The 14,680-nt window shown below is 51.2% G+C and carries 15 protein-coding genes; 9 read left to right on the top strand and 6 right to left on the bottom strand.

Going from position 1 to position 14,680, the window contains the following annotated elements; genetic code table 11:
* Positions 1-5: 5 nt before the first annotated feature.
* Entirely contained in the window at positions 6-500 is a 495-nt protein-coding gene (locus PsAD46_RS26740) for a hypothetical protein (RefSeq protein ID WP_063308278.1), read from the bottom strand.
* Between the two features lie 73 nt (positions 501-573).
* Positions 574-990, bottom strand: a complete 417-nt coding sequence (locus tag PsAD46_RS26745) for a hypothetical protein (RefSeq protein WP_063290359.1) — start codon at positions 988-990, stop codon at positions 574-576.
* A 217-nt stretch (positions 991-1,207) separates the two neighbouring features.
* Between PsAD46_RS26745 and PsAD46_RS26750 the strand changes: the two genes are divergently transcribed.
* A complete protein-coding gene (locus PsAD46_RS26750) occupies positions 1,208-2,332 on the top strand; it encodes a choloylglycine hydrolase family protein (protein WP_063308279.1) in 1,125 nt (374 codons plus the stop codon).
* Positions 2,333-2,394: 62 nt separating this feature from the next.
* Here the strand turns inward: PsAD46_RS26750 and leuB are convergent, their stop codons facing one another.
* A complete protein-coding gene (leuB, locus tag PsAD46_RS26755; RefSeq protein ID WP_063308280.1) occupies positions 2,395-3,516 on the bottom strand; it encodes a 3-isopropylmalate dehydrogenase in 1,122 nt (373 codons plus the stop codon).
* A gap of 189 nt (positions 3,517-3,705) precedes the next feature.
* On the opposite strand from leuB, the gene PsAD46_RS26760 reads away from it, so the two are divergent.
* The gene (locus PsAD46_RS26760; protein WP_084404549.1) at positions 3,706-4,629 is read left to right on the top strand and encodes an NAD-dependent epimerase/dehydratase family protein; all 924 of its coding nucleotides are present in this window, start codon (positions 3,706-3,708) and stop codon (positions 4,627-4,629) included.
* A gap of 12 nt (positions 4,630-4,641) precedes the next feature.
* Here the strand turns inward: PsAD46_RS26760 and PsAD46_RS26765 are convergent, their stop codons facing one another.
* Positions 4,642-5,037, bottom strand: a complete 396-nt coding sequence (locus PsAD46_RS26765) for a VOC family protein (protein ID WP_057465103.1) — start codon at positions 5,035-5,037, stop codon at positions 4,642-4,644.
* 305 nt (positions 5,038-5,342) lie between these two features.
* Between PsAD46_RS26765 and PsAD46_RS26770 the strand changes: the two genes are divergently transcribed.
* The 3 genes from PsAD46_RS26770 to PsAD46_RS26780 all read left to right on the top strand — a co-directional run bounded on the left by PsAD46_RS26770 (position 5,343) and on the right by PsAD46_RS26780 (position 9,217).
* The gene (locus PsAD46_RS26770) at positions 5,343-6,722 is read left to right on the top strand and encodes an MATE family efflux transporter (RefSeq protein ID WP_063308281.1); all 1,380 of its coding nucleotides are present in this window, start codon (positions 5,343-5,345) and stop codon (positions 6,720-6,722) included.
* A 201-nt stretch (positions 6,723-6,923) separates the two neighbouring features.
* Complete coding sequence (locus PsAD46_RS26775; RefSeq protein ID WP_063308282.1) at positions 6,924-7,403, top strand: CesT family type III secretion system chaperone; 480 nt, start codon at positions 6,924-6,926, stop codon at positions 7,401-7,403.
* On the top strand, positions 7,400-9,217 hold the full coding sequence (locus PsAD46_RS26780; protein ID WP_063291791.1) for a hypothetical protein: 1,818 nt from the start codon (positions 7,400-7,402) through the stop codon (positions 9,215-9,217). The genes PsAD46_RS26775 and PsAD46_RS26780 overlap by 4 nt, the downstream gene beginning before the upstream one ends.
* Before the next feature lie 47 nt (positions 9,218-9,264).
* Here the strand turns inward: PsAD46_RS26780 and PsAD46_RS26785 are convergent, their stop codons facing one another.
* A complete protein-coding gene (locus PsAD46_RS26785; protein WP_063290365.1) occupies positions 9,265-10,155 on the bottom strand; it encodes a DMT family transporter in 891 nt (296 codons plus the stop codon).
* A gap of 82 nt (positions 10,156-10,237) precedes the next feature.
* On the opposite strand from PsAD46_RS26785, the gene PsAD46_RS26790 reads away from it, so the two are divergent.
* The 4 genes from PsAD46_RS26790 (at position 10,238) to PsAD46_RS26805 (ending at position 13,900) form a co-directional block, all read left to right on the top strand.
* Entirely contained in the window at positions 10,238-10,579 is a 342-nt protein-coding gene (locus PsAD46_RS26790) for a helix-turn-helix domain-containing protein (protein ID WP_063308283.1), read from the top strand.
* Positions 10,576-10,911: a hypothetical protein gene (locus PsAD46_RS26795; RefSeq protein ID WP_063291793.1), complete on the top strand. Its 336-nt coding sequence runs from the start codon at positions 10,576-10,578 to the stop codon at positions 10,909-10,911. The genes PsAD46_RS26790 and PsAD46_RS26795 overlap by 4 nt, the downstream gene beginning before the upstream one ends.
* 119 nt (positions 10,912-11,030) lie before the next feature.
* Complete coding sequence (locus tag PsAD46_RS26800) at positions 11,031-12,461, top strand: amino acid permease (RefSeq protein WP_063291794.1); 1,431 nt, start codon at positions 11,031-11,033, stop codon at positions 12,459-12,461.
* Positions 12,461-13,900: an APC family permease gene (locus tag PsAD46_RS26805; protein ID WP_063308284.1), complete on the top strand. Its 1,440-nt coding sequence runs from the start codon at positions 12,461-12,463 to the stop codon at positions 13,898-13,900. The genes PsAD46_RS26800 and PsAD46_RS26805 overlap by 1 nt, the downstream gene beginning before the upstream one ends.
* 63 nt (positions 13,901-13,963) lie before the next feature.
* Here PsAD46_RS26805 and PsAD46_RS26810 read toward each other — a convergent pair whose 3' ends face one another.
* Positions 13,964-14,641 (bottom strand): carbonic anhydrase, encoded by a 678-nt coding sequence (locus PsAD46_RS26810; RefSeq protein WP_063290370.1) that lies wholly within the window; start codon positions 14,639-14,641, stop codon positions 13,964-13,966.
* Positions 14,642-14,680 lie beyond the last annotated feature (39 nt).

Consider the following 14,680-nt stretch of genomic DNA (forward strand, 5'->3'; position numbering starts at 1 on the left):
TACGGCTACTCATCACATTTGTCGGGCAGGGCCTGGCTCAAAGGCTTATCCGTTGGCTTCAACTCAGCCTTGTTAATCGCAATGGGTGAGTAAGGCGGATCGGTAATCGTGCCCGGCACCACCATATGTAAAACATAACAGCCCGCATAAACCTGCGAAGTGCCGTCGGAAAGGTGCGTTTCAATCGCTACCGGAAGCGGCCAATAGAGCTGGCTCATGCCTGCATCTGGCTGAGTAGACCCATAGCGTAGCTGCACGGACTCCGTTGTTCGAAACCCTTCCTTCCACTCCTCAAAGTTCTTAGGTGGCGTGTTGAAGTAGCTATACGCCTGCACATACTCCTTGCGGTTGATGGCATTATAATAGCTTTCAACCACCGCTTGGGGGGTGCTGCGGTCATCCATGTAAGGAATGCCATCAAACACCAGGGCATTGGCGCTCGATGCACCACAAACCGCCAGTATTGCGCAGGCTCCGGCGAGCCTGTTTCGATTGAACATGGTTGTGTCCTGTTACTTTTTTAAATCACACAACCAAGTTCAACAAAGACAAGCTAATGCAGGTTTAAACCACTCACTGTGCTCTCATATAGACCGCTTCGTTGGTAAACGAACCGGCATCCAACAGGTGTACAGTTTGATAAACCGTGAGCTGAGAGCCGTCTTCATTCAGCTCACGCTTGGCAACCATAATGCTCAGGCCGCCGCGCTTTGCTTCAGAAACCAGATCTCCATCCGTGTTCAAAGAGAGGGAAAGCGTATCCGCAAACGGGTTTTGCGGCATAGGGCGATCTTCCCCATCAGGAATGCCTGAGAAGTTGGCCTCAACAGTCTCACCTTCGCCTTCAACGGTTTTCATGAAGAAACCGATCTCGCCATTCTTCTCGACAATTTTCAAACTGCCACCCCAAGGCACAGAACCCTGCTCATAGTTTGAGGCATCAGGATCCAGAATCCAGGTTCCGAGGAAGGGTCTTAAACGTTCATCCATGCTCTGTCTTTCAGCAATGCTTCTCAAAGTTTGTCTTGGCTCAGGCTTATGCCGCACACGGGTTTTTCGCGCAACCAAATCACACGGCTAACTCCCGTGATTAACATCCAGTAGCCAAACTTCCAAAAAACCAATCTTAAAGCAGCAGGCACATCTAACGGAACTTTTGCGCTCTTCGCAGACAATCACAAGCAAAAGAACTCATTCCGGAGGCCTCATGCTCAAGCGCTTTGCCATCCACCCGATTGCCTTGTTCAAGATCAGCTTAGCCCTACTCGCTTTTGTTCTTCAGCCAATAGCCGCAAATGCCTGCACCAGCTTCGTCCTGTCCACCGTCGACAACATCAAAATGTATGGCCGCACGATGGAGTTCGGCAAGCAGATCCCCACTAAAATTGGGCTCATCCCACGCGGTTACAAGTTCCAATCTCAAATCAATGATGAAGCGGGCCACAGCTGGACCGGCAAAATTGCTGTGATTGGCGCGAGCATCTTCGACAGCCCCGCCTTGGTTGATGGCATGAACGAATACGGTCTGTCCGGCGGCGCCCTCTACTTCCCCGGCTCTGCAGCCTACAAAAACCCATCAGATGATGAAGCGCAGCGCACTAAGGAAATCAATCAGGTAGACTTCCTCGTCTGGATGCTTTCAACCTTCAAAACAGTCGAAGAAATCAAAGTCAATCTGGATCAGGTCTCATTAGTCGGAACCTTCTACGAGAGCATAGATGAGATCCCGCCGCTTCACTACACCCTGCATGATGCAGCTGGCTTTTCCATCGTCATCGAGCCCATAAATGGCGAGTTGAAAGTCTACGACAATCCTTACACCGTGCTCACCAATTCGCCAGACTTCGAGTGGCATGTCCAGAACATCCGCAACTACCTGTTCCTCTCTCCATTCAACATTGGCTCTACTGAGATCATGGGACAGGAACTAACCCCCTTCGGTCAGGGGTCTGGCTTGCTTGGCATTCCGGGTGACCCAACTCCACCTTCCCGGTTTATCCGCGCTCTGGGTTTAATCTCCACCATTGATGCCGCTGAGCTAAACAAGAACCGGCTTGTCACTATGGAGCACGTGCTCAACAACTTCGACATTCCAAAAGGGTTTGTAAGGCCTGCAATTTCACCAGTCGAGCAGGAACAGGAAGCCAACGATTACACCCAGTGGTCGACCATTGCTGACATTGAAAACAGAAAGTACTTCATCAAAACCTACGAGAACCCAACGCTGCATGGCGTGAGTTTTGAAGACTTCGATGTCACAGGATCTCAGATACAGTACGTGAATCTGCCAAGTCCCAAACCCACACAGCCGCTGCTGCCACCCATGCAATAAAAAACAGGGCTCCCGAACCAACGGAAGCCCTGTTTCAAATCTTTAAACTCTGAACTGCCAGCTTATGCTGAAACACCTGCAAGAGCAGTCAGCTCGGCAACAATGGCATCACCCATCTGTGCGGTGGTGATGGTTGCTTCACCATCCTTCGCGATGTCTTTTGTGCGCAGACCTTTGTCCAGTGCGTTGGAGATTGCTTTTTCAACCATGTCGGCCTCTGCAATCTTCTGGAAAGAGTAGCGCAGCGCCATTGCAAAACTTGCAATCATTGCAATTGGGTTAGCAGCACCTGTGCCAGAGATGTCAGGAGCAGAACCGTGCACTGGCTCATAGAGGGCTTTGCGCTTACCGGTTGCGTCATCAGGCGCACCCAGAGAAGCAGACGGCAGCATACCCAGAGAACCAGTCAGCATCGCCGCAACATCAGACAGCATATCACCAAACAGGTTGTCGGTTACAATAACGTCAAACTGCTTTGGCCAACGCACCAGCTGCATGCCGCCAGCGTCTGCCAGCATGTGGTCCAGCTCAACATCCGCGTAGTTTGCTTTGTGCGTTGCGGTCACAACTTCGTTCCAAAGCACGCCGGATTTCATCACATTGCGCTTTTCCATGGAACAAACTTTGTTGTCACGGGTGCGTGCAAGATCAAATGCAACGCCAGCAATACGCTCAATTTCGTAGCTGTCGTAAACCTGCGTATCGATACCGCGCTTCTGGCCGTTGTCCAGATCGATGATCTCTTTCGGCTCACCGAAGTAAACACCACCGGTCAGTTCGCGAACGATCAGAATATCCAATCCTTCAATGACGTCCGCCTTCAAAGAAGACGCATCAGCCAGCGCTGGATAGCAAATCGCAGGGCGAAGGTTTGCAAACAGGCCAAGGTCTTTACGAAGACGCAGCAGGCCAGCTTCCGGGCGAACCTCATAAGGAACGTCATCCCATTTAGGACCGCCAACAGCACCGAAAATAACAGCATCAGCTGCCTGTGCTTTCGCCATATCTTCTTCAGAGATGGAAACGCCGTGTGCATCGTAGGCACTGCCACCAACAAGGCCTTCGTCATACTCGTAAGTATCTTCGCCCTGCTCGTTGAGCCAGGCGATAACCTTTTTCACCTCCTCCATGATTTCAGGACCAATTCCATCACCAGGAAGAAGCAGGAGCTTGTTGGATGCCATGGGTCAATATCCCCGTTTTCTGCAAATTGAAGTTGACCATTTGTGCCGCCTCGCCTCACTCATTGCAAGGTTCAATATTTCAACGAAAATGGATGGGGCCTCAACTATTGCCACACAGACAGGTTTCTTTAATCCCACTATGCTAGATTTTTCAAACTGAGAGTGGACAGTTCTAAGGCACTGCAAAATATGCATAACTTGTTAGTCATAGGTGGATCGGGCTTTGTGGGTGCATCTCTCATCCCGGCCTTACTTTCGAAGGGATATAATGTAACCCTGCTCAACAGAGGCACACGCCCGGTTCCGGGAACCAAGCAGTTGGTTTCAGACAGAAACGATCCTTTTGCCATGCAGCAGATCACCGATAAATTCGAAGCGGTAATCGATACAAGCGCTTATACGCGAGAGCAGTCGAGGGTCGCATTCAACACCTTCGGCATTCATGCCAAAAAGTGGATTCATCTCTCCAGCGCAGCGGTTTACAAAGAAACCAAAGGGCACTTACCGAGCGAGAAAGACCCGATCGGCGGAGCGTCCGTGTGGGGCGTTTATGGCAGAGATAAATCTGAAGCAGACCACTTCCTGCTAAATCAGGAACACACACCAGCCGTCGCCATCCGCCCGCCTTATCTATATGGCCCCAACAATGATATCGACCGCGAGCAATTTGTCTGGGCGCGTGCTTTAACAGAACGCCCGATCATCCTGCCCGGTGATGGCCAGACCAAACTGCAGTTTTTGCACGAAGAAGATCTCGCAAGCTTCATCCTCTATCTGCTGGCGATGCATGCCATGCCGACTGAAGCTATCAATCTGGCTGACCCGCACATCCTCACCATCGAAAAATGGGTGAAGATGCTCTGCGATATTGCAGAGGTCGAACCAGAAATTCTCTACGGCAATGACATGGCGCCCAGCATCCCAGCCCGTGAGTATTTCCCGTTCCGCGATTACGATTGCGCACTCGATGTGACCAGATATCTGGAGAACTTCGACTGGCAACCGCAGTACAAACTACGTGATGGCTTCACCCACACCTTCAAAAGCCACAGCAAAGAGGAGCTCGCCAAAAGCTCCCCTCCTACACTGGCTGAAAAGGCGATCGAGTACTAAGTTGGGAAGCGGCTATTGGTATCGCCCGTGCCGCTCCAACATCTCGATTCGATATCCATCGGGATCAGTCACAAAGAAGAACCGTGCCAGCAACTTGCCTTCCACGAAGAACTCTTTGATGTCCTCCGGCGCAAGCCCTTCCTCCTGAAAACGCTTATGTTCAGCAGCCAACCCATCCACGCAGAACGCGATGTGCCCGTACCCGTCACCTAATGAGTATGGCTCGCTGCGGTCTTTGTTGACTGTAAGCTCAACCTCAAAATCATTCTCCGCATTCCGTAGATAAACCAGCGTAAAGCTGTCAAAATCCAGACGCTCGGCAACTTCCAGACCAAACGCCCTACGATAAAACGCAAGCGAACGCTCTTCATCCAGAACCCGGATCATCATGTGAATTGCTTTTGCCATGGAAGAACCTCTCAGCAGAATTGACTGCAAAAGGAGTAGGTCGCACAAGCCACCGTCGTCAACCGCAACATGACACATATCCGAACTGCCCTTTACCAGTTCACAAATCTTGCTCAATTGAGCTGGGCCACTTGCAGTAACAATGCACGCCACCTATGATCGCAGCGTGGTTCGGACACCCGCCGCTCGCAAGCATACCGCTCTGGTGAAGCTCCATCTTTTCTACATCAAACCGCATAATTTCAGCGGTTTACTGGCAACGCGAGCTCCAGCACTTTCCCGCTTCTGAATTGAAAGCAGTTTTGATGTCTGACGTTTCTTCTTCCAAACCGGACAATATTTTTCTGTCCGGCTCCATACCTATTCTCTTTGCAAAAACCGCAATACCCCTCAGCCTTGTCATGATGGTCAATGGCTTACACACCGTCGTCGACGCCTATTTTCTGGGAACCTATGTGGGTACACAAGCGCTGACTGGCGTCACCCTCATGTTCCCTCTCTTCATGATTCTGGTTTCCCTGTTCACGCTCGTGTCCAACGGCTTCGCCAGCATCTATGCAAGGGCCTTTGGCGCCAACAACCACCGCATCGCAAAGAAGATCATCGACAGCGCAATCGCCCTCGCCCTGATCGTCTGCGGCATCCTCATTCTTGGGTTTCTGGTAGCAGGATTTCAACTTGCCCTGTTCCTGACCAACGGCTCTGACGAGCTAGCTGGAATTGGCTATCAATACATGGCGATCCTCATTTTGGGTTCGCCGCTGGGGTTTGTTTTATCCATCAACATCGACAGGCTGCGTTGTGAGGGGTTACTGCCTCTCATGACAGTCATCACGCTGAGTTCTGCATTCCTGAACATCTTCTTCGATTGGCTTTATGTGGTGCAGTTCGGCTGGGGCGTGGCAGGCTCTGCTTATGGAACATTGACAGCACAGCTGATCTCATTGGTGGCGCTGGTGGTCTATTACACATCCAAGCGCAAAGAACTTTCCTTCCTGAACTGGCGGCCAGTGAGCTTCCAATGGAAGTCTCTCATCGCCCTTGGAGTTCCCCAAAGCCTTGGCTACACGGGCGTCTCGCTGGCAGCTGCCGTCACTTTGTTTGCAATTCAGCTTTGGGCCGGAAGCAACTATGAAGTCACCGCAGGTGCCTATGGCATCATCACCAGAATGATGACCTTCACATTCCTGCCTCTGCTAGGTCTCAGCATGGCGCTACAATCCATCTCAGGAAACAACTACGGCGCCCAAAAGCACGACAGAACAGCACAAACCTTGAAGATAGCGATCATAATCTCGCTCATCTACTGCAGCGGTGTTCAGGCAATCTACTTCCTGTTCAGCTCCCAGCTGGGCGCTATCTTTGTCGATGACGCAGCCACAATCGCAGACGTAGAGCGCATCATACCAATCGTGTCCATGATGTTCTTCCTCTCTGGTCCGTTGATGATGGTGGGCACGTTCTTTCAGGCGATCGGCGATGCCGCCCGCGCAGGTATTCTGATGCTGGCCAAAACCTACCTGTTCGCAGTCCCGCTTACCCTCATCCTGCCCTATGCAATGGGAGAAGCCGGTATTTGGTACGCCAGCGTGTTCTCAGAAGTTCTGCTGCTGGGCCTCACCTTTGTCGTCGTGCTGGCTCATAAACGAGCAGCGACTCCGGCCACAGTTCTCGCAAACACATAACCAACACCCCCTCGCACACTCTTCACGGTATGCGAGGGGCACAAGTTTGTTGGCAACCTGTACCAAACAAGACAGCAGCCTCTCCTCACCTCCACTAAATCTAGTCTCATGGATGCATCCCCTTGCAACAGACGAACCGTCTTTATTGCAAGAAACAGCATCAACGGCATACACGTTCTATGGTGAGGCGCGCGAGACTGCATGACTGATTTGGTAAACGCACTGCTGATCGAACTCGGCAACAGAATTGGCTTTGACAACTTCTCCCTGAACGAAGACGACCAGATTTTCCTCGGTCTTGATCAGGACCTCGCCATGAGCATCGTCTGGCGAGATGAAAGCCAGACCCTCCTTTTCAATGCAGTTGTCAGCAAGCGCGACACCAACAACCCGCAAGTCCTTCAGGCTTTGATGCAGGCCAATTGCGTGTTTGCAGACAGTCATGCCATGGCGTTTAACATCAGCCCAAAAGCAAGTTGCGTAAACCTCTCCATGGTGGTGACGATCTCCGACAGGTCCTCCTTCGCTTTGCACAACAAGCTGGACATGTTCATTCGCACAGCCGCGTCCTGGCACGAGCGCCTCAAAAATCCTGAAAGTCTTAGTCCGAACTGGGATAACCCAAACCACATCAACCCCTGCCAGACCGATAATTTCGCAGATTTTGGAGCAAGAGTATGAGCACCGTTGAACTCTCCAGTTTTGTAACTGCAGCCCAACTCGACAACGGTCTGGACAAACTGCACACTACGCAAGAGGCCGTTACACAACGCACCTCTCATACATCGGTTGGCGGAAAAGTGCTTTCCTGGGCCAAACTCCATATCACTGGAGATAGCCAGAAATCTGCAGATCAGACCCGTTTTCAGGAAGCATTAAAAACAGAATTCGGCAAAGACGTCGGTGAAGCCGCTTACAAGGCTTTCGCACCAAGTGATGGCAAATCCCACAGCCTGACCAAAGCACAGGTACTGGACACAGTTGAGTTAGCACTCACAACTCAGGAAAATAAAGCCGCAGAGCTCAATGTAACTACACAAACGGCTATCCTCACAAGCGTCACCAAAACGCATGGTGCAGAGGTAGCAGCCAATGTCACCAAACTGCTGGAAGACTCCAGTGAGTTTACAAAGGCTGGCGAAAATCCTGAGCAAATAAAAACAATTGTCTCACAGATTGCAGAGGATGTTGCGAAGAATCTGGCAGCAATAAACGCCAGCATCGCTCAGCACATCGAGAAACTAGGCGACCGTGAACACCTGGCAGCTGCTGCTTCAGAGGCTGGCATCCAGATCGACTGGGACAATGTCTCCCCTGAGCAGATCACAAAACTGCAGGAGAACACGAAATTCAAACTGGAAGAGCAGTCCAGACCAGACAAATCAAACTCATCTATTCGCGGCAGTTTGAAAGGTGAACAGGTACAACAGGCAGTAAGTAATCAGCTGCGCGCCATCGAAGCGCTGCAGTCAATAAGCGCAGGCGGAGCTGCACTAGAAAGCGTCTTCTCAGAGTTGGGCCTGCCAGCAGAGAAGGTGAGCGCAGCGGCATTTGGTGAAATCGCAACCGTATTGAATGGCGTCTTCAACACGGTTTCCGGTCCTGAAGGCACGAACGACATTACAGATCAAATCGATGATATTCTTCAGAAAAGCATCATCAACAGCGCTGTTCAGGACGTGTTGAAATCGACACTGAGAGAAGCAGCCCAAACAGATGAGTTCAGCTCCCAGATTGCCCCGTTTATTCCTGAAGGAACCCCAAAAGAAATAAGAGCCGCGCAGAAATGGTTACCTGATCTGGCTGCCAAAGAAATTGTACGCTCAATAAAAGACGACAATGACTTTCAGGAACAAGGCGGCATCATCAACGCAGCAAAGGCTGAGCTTGGCAAGCAGATAGAGACGGCTCAAAGCGCCAATGAAATCATCAAGGGCTTTGTAGAACACCTGACGGCTGATGAAATCAATCCAGAACTGCTGACCGAGTTCATAGCAAAGCACTCCAACAACGCGGATGGTTTGGGCGGTGACGACAACAAGTTCGCCGCAGAGCGCCACTTCACGAAGATTTTCAAGGAACATCCGGAGATCCAGCAACAGCTGAACGACGCTTTCCGTTCCGAGAAACTTGAGGAAAATTCGCAAATTGTGAGTGAGGCTATCGAGCTCATCACGAAAAAGGTCGAGGATCAACTGGTCAACCGTCTTCAGCAGGCTGGGAAACACCCAACAGAAGCTTATGCAACCGCTTCAGTGATCTCATCCACACTGAAAGGCCCATTCGTTCAGTTGTTTGCACCTTTACTGGACTCGCTAGATTTCCCTGATGAAAACACGGTCTCAGAAGGCGAATTCCTGGAGCAAAAGCAGGCCGTAACAGATGCCTTCTTCTTTCCGAGTGATCCGTCGGAAGAAGCAGCTGAAATTGCAAACGGTCTTGTAAAGAGCTTCCATAATCTCTTTGAGAAGCACAACCTTCAGCTCAGCTTCTGATCTAGCAAAGCGTGCCAGCAGCAACATAACTGCTGGCACCGGTCCTGTTACAGCAAAATCACTGCTGTTCCGCCAAGCGATAGCAGCGCACCACCCCAGGCCAGAGGTCTTGGCATGTTTCCTGTTCGCATCCAGAGCAATGGCAGAATAAAGACAGGCGACAGAGAGCCAAGAATGCTGGCAACAGCTGCATCATAATGAGCGTAGGCATAGAGCAGCAGCGAAACAGATATGCCATATCCAATAAACCCGGGCAGCACCACGCGAAACAACAGCATCCAGCTCATCTCTGTTGAGGCCTGAACCGCCGAGACAGGCATCAATCCAACCAGCGCCACAATAAACGCAGCGCCGGTAACCCGCACAGCTGAAGCTGCCAGAGGCTCGGTCCCAGCAACAAGCAATGGTTTCAGGACAAGCATTCCAATCCCTTGCGAAGCAGCTGCAACAAGCGCCAGCAACACAATCACAACCAACCCGCCACTGCGGCGAGTAGCTTCTGTTTCCTGATCAGAACTTCCAAACAAAATCGCCAGGCAAATGCCGAACAGAGCGATTGCGATGCCAACAATTTCGGTAAAGCTCAGCTCCTCACCAAGAAACGCGAAGGCAAGCACAGCAACGATCGGCGTTTTGAGAGAGAGCAACAACTCTGTTTGCCGCGGCCCAGCTCGGCGCAAACACGCCATCAAAGCCAGGTTTCCAATAATCACGCTGACAACAACGCTCACCACGAAGGAAGGCCATTGGCTCCAATCAACTGTTTGCCAGTACCCCAACACAGAGCAAAGCACACACAGGATAGCGCCGGATGTTAGCAGTTGAATGCGCGTAAATTCAAAAACGCCAACACGTTGTAGCGGTCGGTGGGCCAACATTGATCCACATGCCCACCCTAATGATGCCGCCAGAGCAGACGACACCGCGAAAACAACCATAGCAAAACTCTCCAAACATGCTACAATATCTGTAGCAATACATCGCTATAACAAACCTAGCAAAAAGGAAAGCCCTATATCTGTGAAAATACCTAAGGCAGGAACCCCGGTTCGTGGCTCAAAATCCGGTAAGCCAATCATGGTTCTCTTTGATTTGCTTGGCAGACGATGGGCTCTTGGCATCATCTGGAACCTTTCAACCGGCCCGCAAACCTTCCGCACCCTCCAGTCCAACTGCGACTCTGTTTCACCGACTGTGCTCAATACGCGCTTGAAAGAACTACGAGAATGCGGGATCGTCATGAATGGAGAAAGCGGCTACGAACTGACAGCAGAAGGCGAAGACCTGTTCACCTACCTGCAACCCTTAGGCCACTGGTCTCAAACATGGTCCCATGCAGCCAAACTGAAAGATGACCAATGAAATTTAACCATATCGGCATTCCAACCAAAGGATACTTCGAGGAAGAGATTCCGCTGCCTCACCTGCACATGACCGTCAGCGACCACAAAAACAATCCCTTCGGCATCCAGTGGCAGCGCTATGATGAAGGTGCGCCCTACCCCGAGATCGTGAAGACAGTGGCACACGTGGCCTTTGAAGTTGACGATTTGGAAGAGGCGCTGAAAGACCAGAAGGTTATCATAGAACCCAACTCTCCCATCGACGGACTAACCGTGGCCTTTATCGAAGTAAATGGAGCACCTGTTGAGCTGATGGAAATTGATCGCACCATCTGCAAGGAAGACATCTAGCCCAGCGCTCACACCTAACAGCAACTTAATGCCACCAAAGCGCTTCCCACCTGCACTCTCAGTCTTTTTTCAGGCCCTCAATTTAAAGTTTAGAGCATCAAAGACTATGCCGGTGGCCCATGCAGCAGGAAAAACCGCCCAGCGCTGAACACAAAATCGCATTCATCCCTTTGGTGCTGATCACCACAGCACTGTTTATGACCCTGCGAAACATGCCAATGATGGCAGAGACCGGTATGCAAATGGTCCTGCTCAACGCCATCACCGTGTTTGCTTTCCTCATTCCAACAGCATTAATCTCAGCAGAACTTGCAACAGGCTGGCCGCAAAATGGTGTGTTCCATTGGGTCGAAGCTGCTTTCGGCACGCCCGTCGGCTTCGTGGCAGTGTTCCTGCAATGGATACAGTCCATCTTCGGCGTCACATCAATCGTCGCCTATGCCACAGCTACACTCACATATGCCTTTGATCCGGAGTTGGGCTCAAATCGCTACTACATCACCTTCTCGGTGCTCGCCCTCTATTGGGCTGCAACACTGATCAATTTCAGAGGAACAGAAACCTCGGAGAAGATCTCAGGTTACGCTGTCTCCATCGGCGTCTTCTTTCCCTCAGCCCTGCTGATCCTTTTTAGCATCTACTATCTGTTTGATGGTGAAACCATTGCACTCGACACCTCAGCAACACTCTCAAACTGGGTTCCATCACTTTCCGACACCACCAGCTTCGTCTTCTTCATGAGCTTCGTGTTCGGCTTTGTCGGCATCGAAGTCTCCGCCTGCCATGCAAACGAAGTAGAAAACCCGCAAAAGAATTATCCGCATGCAATTTTCACAGCAGCAATCGCAGGCTTTGTCATCACCCTTGCGGGTGGACTTGCCGTCTCACTCATCCTCGAAAAAGGCAATATCTCCAACATCAACGGCGCCCTTCAGGCTTTCTCCGCTTATCTGAATGCCTACGGCCTTTCCATTCTAACACCCTTCATCGCACTGCTGGTCGCAGTCGGGGCAGCCGGTCAGGTCAGCACCTGGATAGTTGGTCCGGTAAAAGGCATGTGGGCCGCCAGCAGAAAGGGATTACTGCCAGCACACTTTGCTAAAGCCAATAAAAACAACGTTCCCACAGCACTTCTGATCCTGCAGGCATCTCTCATTTCATTCATTGCCCTGAGCTTCATCCTCTTCGAGAACGTCAATCTGGTGTTCCTCGTCCTCACCTCAACAGCAGTACTGCTTTACTCATTGATGTACCTGCTGATGTTCGTAGCAGCCATTCGCCTGCGTTACACTCATCCGCATATCCCGCGCCCTTACAGAGTGCCCGGCGGCAATTGGGGCATCTGGCTACTCGGTATCATCGGTATGTTGACTGCCATAAGCTGCTTTGCGATCGGCTTCATTCCCCCACCATCCCTGCCATTCTCAATAAAGAGCTTTGAAGGCCTCATGGTTGTGGCTGTTATTCTCGCCCTGCTGGTTCCACTCAGCATATGGTTCCTGCGCCGCAAGAAAATCTCGCACGCCTCGAAAAGTAGAGGACAAGAGTGATGGGCAAAACACCACGCAAACAGCCAAAGCACCACATAACCCTTTGGCACTTGGTGTTTATGACCACAGCGCTTTTCATGACCATGCTGAATATGCCGCTCATGGCACAAACCGGCATGAAGATCCTGTTCTTCAACACAGCAGTGATCCTCTGCTATATCCTGCCAGTCGCCCTCATTTCAGCAGAATTGGCAACAGGTTGGCCCAAGCATGGTGTCTACACCTGGGTGCAGGAAGCCTTCGGCGCCCCATTCGGGTTCATGGCAATCTTCCTGCAGTGGTTTCAGGCCATTTTCGCCATGGTCGCAACCGTTGCCTACACCACCGCAGCCCTCGCATTTGTGTTTGACCGTCCACTTGATGAAAACCCATGGCTCATGTTCACGGGTGTCATCATCATCTACTGGGGCGCAACCTTCGCAAACTTCAAAGGTACTCGCATCACAAAACGTATTGCTGGCATTTGCCTGCTGGCGGGAACCATCTTTCCATCCCTCACCATGATCACACTGGGCCTACTCTTCGTGACTGGACCAGCACAACCCGCCATTGATATCAGCCTCACCACAGCCAATATCATCCCATCCCTCTCTCAAACCTCAACCTTGTTCCTCTTCCTCAGTTTCCTCTTTGGTTTTATTGGAATGGAAGTTTCAGCAGGCCACGCGACAGAAGTTCAGAACGTTCGGCGCACCTACCCAATCGCAATCCTCATCGCAGCATTCATCGGCTTTTCCATTTCTCTTCTGGGTGGTTTGACCATTGCTATGATCATCCCGGTAACAGAGATCTCGAACACCCTTGGCGTCCTGCAAACCTTCACAATACTGCTGGATCACTATGGTGTGCCAAACATCTTACCCATTGCGGCCATGTTCATCGCTGTTGGCGCCGCCGGACAAGTCAGCACTTGGATTGCAGGACCAGTGAAAAGCCTCGCAGTCGCAGGACGGGATGGCATGCTTCCCAAATTCCTGCATGGTTCAAACACTCACGATATGCCAGTGCCACTCATGTTGGTGCAGGCCACCATCGCCACACTCATAGCAACCGCTTTCCTGCTTCACGTGAAGACCAACGAGGTGTTTTTGTACCTCACCTCAACAGCCGTCCTGCTTTACTCCGTCATGTATTTGCTGCTCTACAGCACTGCAATCCGGCTCCGATACAAATACCCCAATGTTCCGCGGACCTATAAGGTCCCGTTCGGTAACTGGGGCATCTGGGTGTTGGGCAGCATAGGCTTCAGTATCTCGCTCATTGCCTTCATGATCGGCTTCCGACCTCCCGACGAACCCGACTTTCCGGCAACAACTTACCTGGCAATCATCATCCCCGGCGTGTTCCTCACACTCAGTATTCCGTTCATTCTCTGGAAGGTACGCCACCCCAATTGGAAAGCCAGCAAACAAACAAAAAAGCCGCGCCCTACACCATAGAACGCGACCCTCCAAAACTCTATCAAACCAACACTCAGATTGGCTCTCTTACCCTACAAAGGCTTAGTCCTCTGTTTCCTGCTCTTTCAAACGCGCACGCAGATCCTGTGCGTCTTCAAAGATTTCGGTTTCCTTATTCATAACCCGCAAAGAACCCGAGCCAATATCAAACCACGCACCGTGAATGTCCAGGTTCCCCTGTGTGACAAGCTTTTCAATAAACGGGAACGTCATCAGGTTCTTCAAGCTCTGGCGAATGCCAGCATATTCCAACGCAAGTTGCGGATCTTCGTGTTTATCGACAGGGGTACAAGCCAGCGTGATCGCAGCTGGTTCCAACATCTTGATCCACGGTCCAACAAACTGACCAGTCTTGCTGAGTTTGCCATTACTTTCGCGGAAAGCCTGAACACCACCACACTTGCAATGGCCCAGCACAACAAGATGCTTCACCTTCAGGCCAGTCACTGCATACTCAAGCGCTGCACTGGTACCGTGCGTGCCACCGCCTTGGATAAATGGAGGCACCAAGTTTGCCACGTTACGAACTACAAAAAGTTCACCCGGCTGCGCATGGAAGATACCTTCAGGTGTAACCCGGCTATCACAGCAGGAAATCACCATCACTTCAGGTTCTTGGCCATAGATGGCGAGGTTTTGATATTCCTCTTCAAACTGGCGATAAATCCGCTCTTTATAAAGGCCGTATCCAGTCAGCAGTTCTTTCGGAAAATCAGTCATGCGTCGCCATCTCGTTAGTGTCGGTATTGTCTGCCTATA

Origin of the sequence: Pseudovibrio sp. Ad46, from assembly GCF_001623065.1 — a bacterium.
Classification (GTDB): Bacteria; Pseudomonadota; Alphaproteobacteria; order Rhizobiales; family Stappiaceae; genus Pseudovibrio.

What these genes read in the sequence shown, in the direction of transcription:
- PsAD46_RS26800 (WP_063291794.1), top strand. Translation starts at nt 11,031, where the DNA reads ATGCAGCAGGAAAAACCGCCCAGCGCTGAACACAAAATCGCATTCATC.
- PsAD46_RS26810 (WP_063290370.1), bottom strand. Translation starts at nt 14,641, where the DNA reads ATGACTGATTTTCCGAAAGAACTGCTGACTGGATACGGCCTTTATAAA.
- PsAD46_RS26740 (WP_063308278.1), bottom strand. Translation starts at nt 500, where the DNA reads ATGTTCAATCGAAACAGGCTCGCCGGAGCCTGCGCAATACTGGCGGTT.
- PsAD46_RS26745 (WP_063290359.1), bottom strand. Translation starts at nt 990, where the DNA reads ATGGATGAACGTTTAAGACCCTTCCTCGGAACCTGGATTCTGGATCCT.
- PsAD46_RS26760 (WP_084404549.1), top strand. Translation starts at nt 3,706, where the DNA reads ATGCATAACTTGTTAGTCATAGGTGGATCGGGCTTTGTGGGTGCATCT.
- PsAD46_RS26780 (WP_063291791.1), top strand. Translation starts at nt 7,400, where the DNA reads ATGAGCACCGTTGAACTCTCCAGTTTTGTAACTGCAGCCCAACTCGAC.
- leuB (WP_063308280.1), bottom strand. Translation starts at nt 3,516, where the DNA reads ATGGCATCCAACAAGCTCCTGCTTCTTCCTGGTGATGGAATTGGTCCT.
- PsAD46_RS26765 (WP_057465103.1), bottom strand. Translation starts at nt 5,037, where the DNA reads ATGGCAAAAGCAATTCACATGATGATCCGGGTTCTGGATGAAGAGCGT.
- PsAD46_RS26750 (WP_063308279.1), top strand. Translation starts at nt 1,208, where the DNA reads ATGCTCAAGCGCTTTGCCATCCACCCGATTGCCTTGTTCAAGATCAGC.
- PsAD46_RS26770 (WP_063308281.1), top strand. Translation starts at nt 5,343, where the DNA reads ATGTCTGACGTTTCTTCTTCCAAACCGGACAATATTTTTCTGTCCGGC.
- PsAD46_RS26805 (WP_063308284.1), top strand. Translation starts at nt 12,461, where the DNA reads ATGGGCAAAACACCACGCAAACAGCCAAAGCACCACATAACCCTTTGG.
- PsAD46_RS26785 (WP_063290365.1), bottom strand. Translation starts at nt 10,155, where the DNA reads ATGGTTGTTTTCGCGGTGTCGTCTGCTCTGGCGGCATCATTAGGGTGG.
- PsAD46_RS26795 (WP_063291793.1), top strand. Translation starts at nt 10,576, where the DNA reads ATGAAATTTAACCATATCGGCATTCCAACCAAAGGATACTTCGAGGAA.
- PsAD46_RS26775 (WP_063308282.1), top strand. Translation starts at nt 6,924, where the DNA reads ATGACTGATTTGGTAAACGCACTGCTGATCGAACTCGGCAACAGAATT.